At 70.4% G+C, this 12994-nt stretch carries 16 protein-coding genes and 1 riboswitch; of the genes, 14 read left to right on the top strand and 2 right to left on the bottom strand.

Annotated features, from left to right (window positions below; all coding sequences use genetic code 11):
- The first annotated feature begins 61 nt into the window (after positions 1-61).
- Both ABN611_RS31635 and ABN611_RS31640 read left to right on the top strand, forming a co-directional pair.
- Positions 62-1312, top strand: a complete 1251-nt coding sequence (locus ABN611_RS31635; protein ID WP_350275937.1) for a polysaccharide lyase family 7 protein — start codon at positions 62-64, stop codon at positions 1310-1312.
- Between the two features lie 64 nt (positions 1313-1376).
- Complete coding sequence (locus ABN611_RS31640; RefSeq protein ID WP_350275938.1) at positions 1377-1745, top strand: hypothetical protein; 369 nt, start codon at positions 1377-1379, stop codon at positions 1743-1745.
- A gap of 9 nt (positions 1746-1754) precedes the next feature.
- On the opposite strand, the gene ABN611_RS31645 is transcribed toward ABN611_RS31640, so the two are convergent.
- Positions 1755-2495 carry a phosphotransferase gene (locus ABN611_RS31645; RefSeq protein WP_350275939.1) on the bottom strand — a complete coding sequence of 247 codons (741 nt, stop codon included), beginning with the start codon at positions 2493-2495 and terminating at the stop codon, positions 1755-1757.
- Entirely contained in the window at positions 2492-2992 is a 501-nt protein-coding gene (locus tag ABN611_RS31650) for an NUDIX domain-containing protein (protein WP_350275940.1), read from the bottom strand. The genes ABN611_RS31645 and ABN611_RS31650 overlap by 4 nt, the downstream gene beginning before the upstream one ends.
- Before the next feature lie 73 nt (positions 2993-3065).
- Here ABN611_RS31650 and dop point away from each other — a divergent pair, with 73 nt between their 5' ends.
- The 12 genes from dop to der all read left to right on the top strand — a co-directional run bounded on the left by dop (position 3066) and on the right by der (position 12969).
- On the top strand, positions 3066-4586 hold the full coding sequence (dop, locus tag ABN611_RS31655; protein ID WP_350275941.1) for a depupylase/deamidase Dop: 1521 nt from the start codon (positions 3066-3068) through the stop codon (positions 4584-4586).
- A 56-nt stretch (positions 4587-4642) separates the two neighbouring features.
- The gene (locus ABN611_RS31660; RefSeq protein WP_350275942.1) at positions 4643-4852 is read left to right on the top strand and encodes a ubiquitin-like protein Pup; all 210 of its coding nucleotides are present in this window, start codon (positions 4643-4645) and stop codon (positions 4850-4852) included.
- 8 nt (positions 4853-4860) lie between these two features.
- Positions 4861-5703: a proteasome subunit beta gene (gene prcB, locus ABN611_RS31665; protein WP_350275943.1), complete on the top strand. Its 843-nt coding sequence runs from the start codon at positions 4861-4863 to the stop codon at positions 5701-5703.
- Between the two features lie 38 nt (positions 5704-5741).
- A complete protein-coding gene (gene prcA / locus ABN611_RS31670; RefSeq protein ID WP_350275944.1) occupies positions 5742-6632 on the top strand; it encodes a proteasome subunit alpha in 891 nt (296 codons plus the stop codon).
- Entirely contained in the window at positions 6629-7237 is a 609-nt protein-coding gene (locus tag ABN611_RS31675) for an NUDIX hydrolase (protein ID WP_350275945.1), read from the top strand. Before prcA ends, ABN611_RS31675 begins: the two co-directional genes overlap by 4 nt.
- 19 nt (positions 7238-7256) lie before the next feature.
- A complete protein-coding gene (locus ABN611_RS31680) occupies positions 7257-7676 on the top strand; it encodes a nitroreductase family deazaflavin-dependent oxidoreductase (RefSeq protein WP_350275946.1) in 420 nt (139 codons plus the stop codon).
- A gap of 15 nt (positions 7677-7691) precedes the next feature.
- A riboswitch (ZMP/ZTP riboswitch) is annotated at positions 7692-7776 on the top strand.
- A gap of 20 nt (positions 7777-7796) precedes the next feature.
- Positions 7797-8657, top strand: coding sequence for a bifunctional 5,10-methylenetetrahydrofolate dehydrogenase/5,10-methenyltetrahydrofolate cyclohydrolase (locus ABN611_RS31685; RefSeq protein WP_350275947.1), 861 nt, complete (start codon positions 7797-7799; stop codon positions 8655-8657).
- 30 nt (positions 8658-8687) lie between these two features.
- Complete coding sequence (aroH, locus tag ABN611_RS31690) at positions 8688-9056, top strand: chorismate mutase (protein ID WP_167211054.1); 369 nt, start codon at positions 8688-8690, stop codon at positions 9054-9056.
- Positions 9053-10126 (top strand): prephenate dehydrogenase, encoded by a 1074-nt coding sequence (locus ABN611_RS31695; RefSeq protein WP_350275948.1) that lies wholly within the window; start codon positions 9053-9055, stop codon positions 10124-10126. The genes aroH and ABN611_RS31695 overlap by 4 nt, the downstream gene beginning before the upstream one ends.
- Before the next feature lie 63 nt (positions 10127-10189).
- On the top strand, positions 10190-10879 hold the full coding sequence (gene cmk / locus ABN611_RS31700) for a (d)CMP kinase (protein ID WP_350275949.1): 690 nt from the start codon (positions 10190-10192) through the stop codon (positions 10877-10879).
- Complete coding sequence (locus ABN611_RS31705) at positions 10869-11609, top strand: lysophospholipid acyltransferase family protein (RefSeq protein WP_350275950.1); 741 nt, start codon at positions 10869-10871, stop codon at positions 11607-11609. The genes cmk and ABN611_RS31705 overlap by 11 nt, the downstream gene beginning before the upstream one ends.
- Entirely contained in the window at positions 11602-12969 is a 1368-nt protein-coding gene (gene der, locus ABN611_RS31710; protein WP_350275951.1) for a ribosome biogenesis GTPase Der, read from the top strand. Before ABN611_RS31705 ends, der begins: the two co-directional genes overlap by 8 nt.
- Positions 12970-12994: the final 25 nt, after the last annotated feature.

The raw sequence follows: 12994 nt of genomic DNA on the forward strand, positions 1-12994 counted from the left end.
GGCACCGGCGAGCTCCGCGGCCAGGATGAGGCTCGATCTTGTCCTGGGTGAGGAGTGGGAGATGAAGAGAGCCGGAATCACGATCGCGACGGCGGCGGTGCTCGCGGCGGCTTTGGCCGTCGGCGCAGTCCTGGCCGGCGCCGCGCCGAGCACGGCGGGCGCCGCGCCGAGCACCTCGGCGGTGAGCGGGGAGATCACCCCGGCGGCCGGCGCCGTCCGGGCGAGCACGAGCGACGACAACCAGCCCGGCAACGTGGTGGACGACAGTTTGGAGACGCGGTGGTCGGGCAAGGGCGACGGGGCGTGGCTGGAGCTGGACCTGGGCGCGGCGACCACGGTGTCCGCGGTCAAGCTGGCGGTCTACAACGGCGACGAGCGGCGCAACGACTTCGAGCTGCGGGTGTCGAGTGGTAGCGGCTGGAAGACGGTGTACGACGGCACCAGCAGCGGCTCCACGACCGGGCTGCAGACGTTCGACATCGCCGACGTCACCACGACGAAGATCCGGTACGTCGGCCACGGGTACCTCCCGGAGGACGATGACGACGACCGCGGCGTGTGGAACAGCCTGACCGAGGTCCAGGTGTGGGGCTCGGCGCCCACCAATCCGCCGACGAACCCGCCCACGAAGCCGCCGACGAATCCGCCCGGTGGTGACGTGCCGGCGAAGGTGCTGGACCTGACCAACTGGAAGGTGACGCTGCCGACCGGCGGCGACGAGAAGCCGACGGAGATCAAGCAGCCGGCGCTGGCGACGTACACCAACGACCCGTTGTTCAAGGTCGTCGGCAACGGCGTGCAGTTCCGGGCCCCGGTCAACGGCGTGACGACGAGCGGATCGAGCTACCCGCGGTCGGAGCTGCGGGAGATGACCGCCAACGGCACCAAGAACGCCGCCTGGTCGTCCACGTCGGGCACCCACACGCTGGTCGTGAAGGAGGCCTTCATGAAGCTGCCGGCCGGCAAGCCGCACGTGGTCGGCGCGCAGATCCACGGTGGCGACGACGACGTGACGGTGTTCCGGCTGGAGGGCTCCAAGCTGTACGTCACCGACGGCGACAACCCGCACCACAAGCTGGTGACCGGCAACTATGTGCTCGGTACGCCGTTCGAGGCGAAGTTCGTGGTGTCCGGCGGCAAGGTGCGCGCGTACTACAACGGCGTACTGCAGACGACGCTGTCGAAGTCGCTGTCGGGCGCGTACTTCAAGGCCGGCGCCTACACGCAGGCCAACTGCGAGAAGTCGTCACCATGCAGCGCGTCGAACTACGGCGAGGTGCAGATCTACGACCTGAAGGTCCAGCACAGCTGAGCCCGGGGTGCCGCTGGGGTTTCCCCTGATACCCCGGCGGCACCCCCGCACGTACCGTGCTGGCATGGGGACGGACGAGGTACGCAAGGACCTGCGGGCGGCAGCGGCCGCACGGCAGGAACTGGGGCCGGAGTACGAGGACGCGATCATCGAGAGCTTCCTCGAGAAGCTGGACGCGCGCGAGGCACAGCGCCGGGGTCAGGACCTCGAGTACCGGCAACGGGACCAGGTGCTGGAGGCGGTCGGCCTGAAACGCCGCGAGACCGATCCCGGCGGCCTGGCGCTGGCGATCGTCTCGGTGATCGCCGCCATCCCGATCACCGCTATCGCCGCCGACATGCTCGGGCTGATCGGCACGATCGTCTGCTGGGCCGGGCTGGTGGGCATCAACTTCGCCCGGACCGCGGCCCGGAACACCCCGCGTCGCCCCTGACGGAAGTTCTCAGAGCGAGGCGACGATCGTCGGGAGCCCGTTCTCGACGTCGTCGGGCAGGTCGAGGAGGAGGCCGCGGTGGACGCCGTACCAGGGGGAGAGGCGGGCCCAGTCCCGCGAGCGTTCGACCAGCTCAGGCGCTGGTTGGTAGAGCTCGAGTAGACCTGCGGCCACCGCCTCCGGCGCACCGTTGAGGGGCCAGCACAGGTCGAGGGCGGGGTCGCCGATGACGGCGTCGGTCCAGTCGATGATGCCCGTGATCCGGCCGTCGGTCATCAGGATGTGGTCCGGCCCGAAGTCGCAGTGCACCAACGCGGTCCGGACATTTGCGACGCGGTCGAGCAGCTCGTGCGCACTGGTCCGGACCTCCGCCGGCAGCAACGGCACGACCTGCTCCCGGAACTCCCGCAGAACCGCCGCCTTCTCCGCTGTGGCGGTCTCTGCGTCCAGCGCGCCGCGCAGCACGGCTTCCTGCACGTCAACGGCGTGCAGGGCCTTCAGGAAGGCTCCCAGCTCGCGCCCGACGCGCTCATCGCCGTCCGTGAAGGGCTCACCGGGAAGCAGCAGATGCCGTACGCCGTCCGCGGTCAGCTCGGGCACTGGCACCGGCAGCGGCAGCTGCGGCGCGAGCCAGGGGAGCAGCGTGGTCTCCGCGAGGAGCCGCGGCCGCACCTCCGGGCGTCGTGGAGCGCGATGGATCCACTGGCCCTCGATCCAGGCGTGGCTGTCCCAGCCCTCGAGGATCGTCATACCAGGCTCCGGACGTACGGGCCGAGCAGCGCGGCGGTGTCAGGCATGAACGACCATTCGCCGCCGTCGAGCTTGGCGGCGAGCTCGGCGGGCGAGATCCACGCGCCCCACTCGACCTCCTCCGGCTGGTGCTTCACCGGGCCGTCCCACACGCAGGTGTACAGGTAAGCGTGGTAGCGGGTCTGGTCGTCCGCGTAGTCGCCCTCCGGCAGCCGGGTCAGCTCCACGCCGGAGATCCCGAGCTCCTCCTCCAGCTCCCGGACGACGGCGTGGAACGGGTCCTCGCCGGCCGCCACGACGCCGCCGGCCGCGAAGTCGTACCGGCTCGGGTACAGGTCCTTGGTCGGCGTCCGGCGGTGCACGTAGATCTCGCCGGCCGGATTCCGGACGACGACGCCGGTCGCCGAGTGCCGCAGGTTGTCGCGACGCATGACGGACCGCGGCGCTGCGCCGGTGACCTGGTTGTCGTCGTCGAGGATCGCCACCAATTCGTCCACAGCCGCAGTCTCACAGGTAACCCTGTGGACACGGCAACCCATTTCGTCGCCGGCACCGCGTAGGCTCAACTCCATGAGTGTTCGGCGGATCATGGGTACCGAGACCGAGTTCGGGATCTCGGTGCCGGGCCAGCCCGGGGCGAACCCGATGCTGACCTCGAGCCAGGTGGTGAACGGCTACGCCCAGACGCAGCCGCTCGCGCGCAAGACCCGGTGGGACTTCGACGAGGAGCACCCGCTGCGGGACGCGCGCGGCTTCGACCTGAGCCGGGAGGTGGCGGACTCGAGCCAGCTCACCGACGAGGAGACCGGCCTGGCGAACGTGATCCTCACCAACGGCGCCCGGCTGTACGTCGACCACGCGCACCCGGAGTACTCCGCGCCCGAGACGACCAACCCGCGGGACGCGGTGGTCTGGGACAAGGCCGGCGAGCTGGTGATCATGGAGGGCGCGCGGCAGGCCCGGCTGATCCCCGGTGCCCCGCAGCTGAACCTCTACAAGAACAACGTCGACAACAAGGGCGCGTCGTACGGCTCGCACGAGAACTACCTGATGCGCCGCTCCACGCCGTTCGCGTCGATCGTGCGGCACCTGACGCCGTTCTTCGTGAGCCGTCAGGTGGTGACCGGCGCGGGCCGCGTGGGGATCGGCCAGGACGGCGCCACGCACGGCTTCCAGCTCAGCCAGCGCGCCGACTACTTCGAGGTCGAGGTCGGCCTCGAGACGACGCTGAAACGGCCGATCATCAACACCCGCGACGAGCCGCACGCGAACCCGGACCGCTACCGCCGGCTGCACGTGATCATCGGCGACGCCAACCTGTCCGAGATCTCGACGTACCTCAAGGTCGGTACCACCTCGCTGGTGCTGGCGATGATCGAGGACGGCTGGCTGACCGACGACCTCGGCGTCGACCGCCCGGTGACCGCGCTGCACGAGGTCAGCCACGACCCGACCTGCACGCACCTGCTGACCCTCAAGGACGGCCGCAAGATCACCGCCATCCAGCTGCAGGCGGAGTACCTGGAGCAGGCCCGCAAGTACGTCGAGGACAAGTACGGCGACGACGCCGACCGGCAGACCAAGGACGTGCTGCACCGCTGGGAGCAGGTGCTCGACCAGCTCGCCACCGACCCGATGAAGCTCGCCGACCAGCTCGACTGGGTCGCGAAGTACAAGCTGCTGCAGTCCTACCGCGACCGCGACGGCCTGGAGTGGGACGACCCGAAGCTGCACCTGGTCGACCTGCAGTACGCCGACCTGCGCCCGGACAAGGGGCTCTATTACAAGTTGGTGAAATCCGGCCGGATGCAGCGGCTCGTCACCGACGAGGAGATCCGGATGGCGGTCGCGCACCCGCCGACCGACACCCGGGCGTACTTCCGCGGCCGCTGCATGCAGCAGTACGCGCCGCAGGTCGCGGCCGCCTCCTGGGACTCGGTGATCTTCGACCTGCCGGGCAAGGAGTCGCTCCAGCGCATCCCGACACTCGACCCGCTGCGCGGCACGAAGGCCCATGTCGGGGCACTTCTCGACCAATGCGACACCGCCAGTGACCTGGTTCGCACCATTACTGGGGGTGCCGCCGGGTAGGGTCGCTCTTGAGGGTCGATTTGGGCGATCCTCCCAGCGGTTCTAGGAGGTGTCAGATGGCGAAGGACGGCGGTCAGCAGCACAAGCAGCCGAAGCGTTCCTCGACCGAGGAAGAGATCGAGCAGGTCGAGACATCGGAGGACGTGGCCGAGCGCAAGGAACGGCTCGACGAGGACGTCGACTCGATCCTCGACGAGATCGACGAGGTGCTCGAGGAGAACGCGGAGGAGTTCGTCCGCGGGTTCGTGCAAAAGGGTGGGGAGTGAACCGCTCGATGACATTCGATGCCTCCGGCCGGCTGCCGGAAGCCTTCCTGACCCCGGGCGGCTCGTCGTTCATGGACTTCCTGGCCGGGCACGCGCCCGACCTGCTGCCCGGACGACGGTCCCTGGGGCAGGGTGACCTGTCCAACGACGTCCCGCACGGTACGACGATCGTCGCGGCCACCTTCCCCGGTGGCGTCGTGATGGCCGGCGACCGGCGGGCCACGATGGGCAACATCATCGCCCAGCGTGACATCGAGAAGGTGTTCCCGGCCGACGAGTACTCGGCGGTCGCCTTCGCCGGCTCGGCCGGTTTCGGGATCGAGATGGTCCGGTTGTTCCAGGTGGAGCTGGAGCACTACGAGAAGCTCGAGGGCGCCACGCTCAGCCTGGACGGCAAGGCCAACCGGCTGAGCGCGCTGATCCGCGGCAACCTGCCGATGGCGATGCAGGGCCTCACCGTGGTGCCGCTGTTCGCCGGGTACGACGAGGACATCGAGGGCGGCCGGATCTTCTCCTACGACCCGACCGGCGGGCGGTACGAGGAGACCCACTTCCACAGTGTCGGCTCGGGCTCGCTGTTCGCCCGCGGCGCGCTGAAGAAGCTCTACCGCCAGGACCTGTCCGAGACCGACTGCGTCACGGTGACGATCCAGTCGCTGATCGACGCGGCCGACGACGACTCCGCGACCGGCGGGCCGGACATGCTGCGGCGGATCTTCCCGGTGGTCGGCGTGGTCACCGCGGACGGCTACCGGCGGCTGCCGGAGGACGAGGTGGCGGCGCTGGTCGACGCGGCGTGGGCGCAGCGGCACTCGCGTCCCGACGGCCCGGCCTCGGCGTCCCTGACCTGACCCTTGATCCCGATCGACTGACGAGGACCACACCTTCGATGAGCGTTCCCTTCTACGTCTCGCCCGAGCAGCTGATGCGGGACCGGGCGGACTTCGCCCGGAAAGGCATCGCCAAGGGCCGCAGCGCGATCGCGCTGCAGTATGCCGACGGCATCCTGTTCGTCGCGGAGAACCGCTCGCCCGCGCTGCACAAGGTGGCCGAGATCTACGACCGGATGGCGTTTGCCGCCGTCGGCCGGTACAACGAGTTCGAGAACCTGCGGATCGCCGGCGTCCGGCTCGCCGACATGCGCGGGTACTCCTACGACCGGCGCGACGTCACCGGCCGGGCGCTGGCCAACGCGTACGCGCAGACCCTCGGCGCGATCTTCTCCTCCGGCGGCGAGAAGCCGCTCGAGGTCGAGATCCTGGTCGCCGAGATCGGCTCCAGCCCGGCCGAGGACCAGATCTACCGGCTCACCTACGACGGCTCGATCGCGGACGTCCGCGGGTACGCCGTGATGGGCGGCCCGGCCGAGCAGGTCGCGGACTACGTCGGCGAGCACTACTCCGACGGCATCTCGCTGGCCGGCGCGCTCCGGCTCGCGGTCGACGCGCTCGGCCACGACGGCACCGAGGTCCGGCAGCTGACCCCGGACCAGCTCGAGGTCGCGGTGCTGGACCGGACCAGGACCCAGGTGCGCAAGTTCAAGCGGATCTCCGAGGAGACGCTGGAGCGCATCCTGTCCGATTCCCGGCCCGCGGATGCCGAGTCGGGCGCCGAGTCGGGCGCGGGTGCCGGCGACGGTGTCGCGGACGCGGCGGCTCCGGAGGGTACGCCGGCCCAGGACGCGTCGACGACGTCCGCCGACGACGCACCGGTCGCCCCGCCGGACGACGACGTACCGGTCGCCCCGCCGGAGAATCCCGACGACGACCGCCCGCTGTGACGGACCAACTAGACAACTCAGCCGCCACCGGCAAGGTGGCGGCTGAGCCGTCTCGGGCGGCGGATCCGGCGCCGTGGGAGTTGCTGGGGGAGGAGCCTGGGTTCCGGCGGTTTCTGACGGTGCGGCTGCGGCGGTACCGGATGCCGGACGGGCGCGTGGTGGACTGGGACGTGCTCGGGCCCGAGGCAGGCCTCAGCGCTGGGATCACCGTGCTGCCGTTGACACCGGAGGGCCGGATCGTGACGATCCGGATGTTCCGCGCCGGTCCCGACAGCGTCGTCACGAACCTCCCCGGCGGCCTCGTCGAGCCCGGCGAGGACGTGGCCGTCGCCGGAGCGCGGGAACTCGAGGAGGAGACCGGCTACACCTGCGAGACGCTCGACGTGGCCGGCTGGCAGTGGTCCGGCGCCTCCTCGACGTTCCGCAAGTACGTCGCGATCGCGCGCGGCTGCCGCCCCGACGGCAAGCAGCAACTCGACGACGCCGAGGACTGCGTCCCGATCGAGCTGACCGTGGACGCGTTCCGTGCCGAGCTGCGCACTCCCGGTGCGATGACCGGAATCGACGCCGCCTATCTCGCGTTGGACTTCGCAGGACTTCTTTGAATCAACTGCGGAGGAAGATATGAGCGACTGGAACCAGAAGATCATCGACGAGTTCCGGGCGAACGACGGCAAGGTCGGAGGGCAGTTCGAGGGTGCTCCGATGGTCCTGCTGCACCACTACGGCCGCCGGAGCGGCACGGAGTACGTCGCCCCGCTGATGTACCTCGCGGACGACGCGGATCCCGGTGTCGTCTACCTGATCGCGAGCAACGGCGGCGCCCCGGCCGATCCCGAGTGGTACCGCAACCTCGTCGCCGCCGGCAAAGCCACGGTGGAGATCGGCACCGAGACGTACCTGGCGCTCGTCACCGAGCTGACCGGCGCTGAGCGCGATCGGATCTACGCCGAGCAGGCCCGCCGCTACCCGGGCTTCGCCGACTACGAGCGCCGTACCGCCGGCATCCGCACCATCCCGGTCCTGGCTCTCCGGCGCGCGTAAGCGCTCGCTATCCTGGGGGCAGACCGCGACTGGCGCTGAGGTGGACGACCACCGGGGAACGGTCTGCCATCGGGCTTCGCCGCGCGCCTGGGCACCTTCGAACGCAGAGGAGTGCCGCAGATGACCGCTGAATTGATGATCGGGACCGACCTCGCCGCCGAGATGGTGGCGAAGGCGGCCGAGCGCGCCAAGGCCCTGCAGGAGCAGTACGGCGTGCAGCCGTGCCTGGCGACCGTGCTGGTGGGTGACGACCCGGCGTCGGCCACGTACGTGCGGATGAAGCAGAACCGGTCGAAGAAGGCCGGGATCGCGTCGCGCAGCGTCGTACTCCCGGCCGAGACGACCACCGCGGAGCTCGTCGCGGAGATCACCAAGCTGTCCGCCGACCCGGCGGTGCACGGGATCCTGCTGCAGCACCCGGTGCCGGCGCAGATCGACGAGCGGGCCGCCTTCGAGGCGATCGACCCGGCGAAGGACGTCGACGGCGTGACGATGCGCTCGTTCGCCGCGATGGCCTTCGGGGGCCCGGGTTTCCGGTCCGCAACGCCCGGCGGCATCATGCGGCTGCTCGCGGCGTACGACGTACCGCTCGAAGGCGCGCACGCGGTCGTGATCGGCCGCAGCCCGATCCTCGGCAAGCCGGCCGGCATGTTGCTGCTGGCATCGAACGCCACCGTCACCTACACGCACTCCCGGACCCGGGACCTGCCCGAGCTGGTCCGGGCCGCGGACATCGTGATCGCCGCCGTCGGCAAGCCGGACTTCGTCCGCGGCGACTGGCTGAAGCCGGGCGCCGTCGTGGTCGATGCCGGGTACAACGAGGGCAACGTCGGCGACGTGCACTTCGCCGAGGCGGCCGCGGTCGCGCGGCTGATCACGCCGGTTCCGGGCGGCGTCGGGCCGATGACGATCGCGCTGCTCCTGGAGCAGACGGTCGACGCCGCTGAGACGGCTGTCCATTCTTTGACTACGCTGCCCTAGGCTTGGGGGGACAAGGACGAAGGAGGAGACGTGGCGGTACGGGCGATCCGGGGTGCCACCCAGCTGGACGTGGACGAGCGCGAGCACCTGCTCGAGCGGTCCGCGGAGCTGGTGAAGGCGGTCCTGGAGGCGAACGATCTGGAGAACGAGGATCTGATCAGCATCCTGTTCACCGTCACGTCGGACCTGCGCTCGGAGTTTCCCGCGGTCGCGGGCCGGCAGATCGGGCTGACCGACGTACCGCTGATGTGCATGCAGGAGATCCCGGTGCCGCACGCGCTGCCGCGGGTGGTCCGGCTGATGGTGCACACCGAGACGCCGCGCGCCCGCGACAAGATCCAGCACGTCTACCTGCACGGCGCCGTCGCGCTCCGTCCGGACCTGACCGGCGCCCAGTGAGTGAGTTGCGTGGTCCGGTCCGGATCGTCGGGACCGGGCTGATCGGGACGTCGATCGGTCTCGCGCTCGCGCGGCTGGGTGTCGTCGTGGAGCTCGTCGACGGCAACCCGGACAACGCGCTGATGGCCGAGCGGATCGGCGCGGGCTCGCGGCTGGTCCAGATCGAGCCGCAGCTGGTCGTGGTCGCCGTACCGCCGGACCACGTCGGCGCGGTGGTCGCCGAGCAGCTCGAGCAGACCGAGCGTTCCGGGGCGATCGTCACCGATGCGGCGAGCGTGAAGTCGAAGCCGCTGGCGGACGCCGGCCGGCTGACGGGTGATCTCAGCCGGTACGTCGGCAGTCACCCGATGGCCGGCTCCGAGCGGAACGGCCCGCTGGCCGCCCGCGCCGACCTGTTCGACGGCGCGACCTGGGCAATCACCCCGCACGCCGCGAGCGACTTGCAGGCCGTCGACCTGGTGCGGCGGCTCGCGGAGGCGTGTGGCGCCCGGACCGTCGAGCTGTCGGTCGAGGACCACGACCTCGGCGTCGCCCGCGTCTCGCACCTCCCGCACCTGATGTCCGCGCTCGCCGCGGGGACGCTCGCGGACGCGCCGTCGTCGCATCTCGAACTGTCCGGCCAGGGCGTCCGCGACGTCACCCGGATCGCGGCCGGCGACCCGAAGCTGTGGACCCAGATCGTGTCCGCGAACTCGGCCGCGCTGACCGGCCTGCTGGAGCAGATCCGCGGCGACCTCGACCGGCTGCTCGTTGCCCTCGGCAAGGAAGAGGCGGCCGACGAGTTGACCGCGATCCTCGGGCAGGGCGTGTCCGGCGCCGTCCGGGTGCCGGGCAAGCACGGTACGCCGCACATCGACCTGGTCACCGTCCTGGTGACGATCCCGGACCGCCCCGGCCAGCTGGCCAAACTGTTCGCCGACGCGGCCGCCTCCGGCGCCAACGTCGAGGACCTCCGCATCGACCACAGCCCCGGCCGCCCGGTCGGTGAGGTCGAGCTGTCGGTCAAGCCCACCTCCGTCGACCAGTTGGTCGACGTACTGACCGACCGAGGGTGGGTAGTCCACCGCTGAGTTGTCCCCGAGCGTGGGTGGTCCACCGCTGAACTGTCCCCGGGCGAAGGTAATCTTCGGGGCATGATCATCGCTGTGGACGGGCCGAGCGGCTCCGGTAAGTCGAGCACCGCCCGCGGAGTGGCCACCCGGCTCGGACTGCGGTACCTGGACACCGGTGCGACGTACCGCGCGGTGACCTGGTCGGCGGTCGAGCGCGGGCTGGACCTGGACGACACGGCGGCGGTCGCGCAGCGGGCGCGGGACCTCGTGCTGGAGATCAGCACCGAGCCCGGCAACCAGTTCGTGATCGCCGACGGCACCGACATCACCGCCGCGATCCGGGAGCCGCGGATCAGCGAGGTGGTCTCGAAGATCGCGACCAACCTGGAGGTCCGCCACGAGCTCGCCCGGCGGCAGCGGGAGATCATCGACGCCGCGCAGCCCGGCGGCGGGATCGTGGTCGAGGGCCGCGACATCGCCACCGTGGTCGCGCCGGACGCCGAGCTGAAGGTGCACCTGACCGCCGACCAGGACGCGCGGATGTCGCGCCGCGGCGCCGAGCTGGAGACCGGTTCGGTGACCGCCGAGCAGCTCCGCGACCAGATCGTCCGCCGGGACGCGGACGACTCCACGGTCTCGCAGTTCATGGTCGCCTCCGACGGCGCCGTCACCGTCGACTCCACGCATCTGTCGCTGGAGGAGGTCATCGACGTGATCAGCCGACTCGCGAAGGAGGCGGAAGCAGTTCCCCGGGGCAGGAATGACGGCTGAGCTGACCGGGCAGCGCGAGCTGCACCGCGAGCCGCCGCGCACCGACGACCTGCGCCCGCTGCCGTACCGGCTGGCGCTGCCGGTGCGCCGGCTCGCCCGGCCGTACTTCTTCCGCAAGTACCGGCTGACCATCCATCACGAGGACCGGTTCCCGCTGACCGGCCCGCTGCTGATGACCCCGAACCACCTGAGTCTGCTCGACGCCCCGCTGCTCGGCGCCGTCGCGCCGCGGATGCTGCACCAGCTCGGCAAGATCGAGGTGTTCGGCGGCCTGCAGGGCAAGTTCCTGCACCGGATCGGGCAGATCCCGGTCGACAGGTCGGCGTACGACACGCTCGCCATCCGGAAGTCGATCCAGGTGCTGCGGGACGGCCGGGTGCTGAACATCTACCCGGAGGGCACCCGCGGCCCCGGGGACTTCAGCCGGATCCGGGTCGGGGTGGCGTACCTGGCGATGGTGACCGGGGCGCCGATCCTGCCGGTCGCGCTGATGGGGACGCGCCTGCCGGACGGCAGCGTGGAGCGTCATCCGCCGTCCGGGAGCCGGGTCGACGTGGTGTACGGCGAGCCGTTCTCGATCGAGCGCGTACCCTTTCCCAGGAGACATTCCGACGTCCAGGCGGTTGCCGACCACATCGGTGACGTGCTGCGCGCCCATGTGAAGGCGGCCGTCGAAGAAACCGGCCACCCACTTCCGGGCTGGCGAGACCAGAAGGACCCTGATGACTGACCTGCCCACCGAAGTACCGACGCACGAGCGCGACGACGCCGGCCCGCTGCCGGTGCTCGCGATCGTCGGCCGGCCGAACGTGGGCAAGTCCACGCTGGTCAACCGCATCATCGGCCGCCGCGAGGCGGTCGTCGAGGACACCCCGGGCGTCACCCGGGACCGGGTCTCGTACGACGCCAACTGGGCCGGCCGGGAGTTCACCGTGGTCGACACTGGCGGCTGGGACCCGGACGCGGTCGGCATGGCCGCGCTGGTCGCGGCGCAGGCGGAGGTCGCGATCAACGCGGCCGACGCGGTGCTGTTCGTGGTCGACGCTGTGGTCGGCATCACCGACGCCGACGAGGCGGTCGTCCGGGTGCTGCGGAAGTCCGGCAAGCCCGTCGTGCTGGCCGCGAACAAGGTCGACGACCAGCGGATCGAGTCCGAGGCGATGAACCTGTGGAGCCTCGGCATCGGCGAGCCGTTCCCGGTCTCCGCGATGCACGGCCGCGGCACCGGCGACCTGCTGGACGCCGTACTCGAGGCCCTGCCGGAGGCGCCGCGGGAGCGTGACGGCGAGGCCGGCGGGCCGCGCCGGGTCGCGATCGTCGGCAAGCCGAACGTCGGCAAGTCCTCGCTGCTGAACAAGGTCGCCAAGGAGGACCGGGTCGTCGTCAGCGACGTCGCCGGCACCACCGTCGACCCGGTGGACGAGCTGATCACGCTCGGCGGCCAGGAGTGGCGGTTCATCGACACCGCCGGCATCCGGCGCAAGGTCAAGAACGCCTCCGGCCACGAGTACTACGCGACGCTGCGGACCAACGCCGCCATCGAGCGCGCCGAGGTCGTGGTGGTGGTGATCGACGCCTCGGAGTCGATCACCGAGCAGGACCTGCGGATCATGAACGCGGTCGAGGAAGCCGGCAAGGCCCTGGTGATCGCGTACAACAAGTGGGACCTCGTCGACGAGGAGCGCCGGTACTACCTGGAGCGCGAGATCGACCGGGACCTGGTGCAGTTCCGCTGGGCGCCGCGGGTGAACATCAGCGCGCTCACCGGCCGCCACATGGAGAAGCTGGTGCCCGCGATCGAGGCCGCCCTCGAGGGCTGGCAGACCCGGGTCCCGACCGGCCAGCTGAACGCGTTCCTCGGCCGTCTGGTCGCCGCCCACCCGCACCCGGTCCGCTCCGGCAAGCAGCCGAAGATCCTGTTCGGCACCCAGGCCACCACGATGCCCCCGACCTTCGCGATCTTCACCTCCGGCCAGATCGAGCCGTCGTACCAGCGCTTCATCGAACGCCGCCTCCGCGAGGACTTCGGCTTCGTCGGCAGCCCCGTCCACGTCCAGATCCGCGCCCGCCAGAAGAACAAGAAACGCTGACTCGGCCCGTGGTCGGAACCACCCA

The organism is Kribbella sp. HUAS MG21 (genome assembly GCF_040254265.1).
Lineage (GTDB): Bacteria > Actinomycetota > Actinomycetes > Propionibacteriales > Kribbellaceae > Kribbella.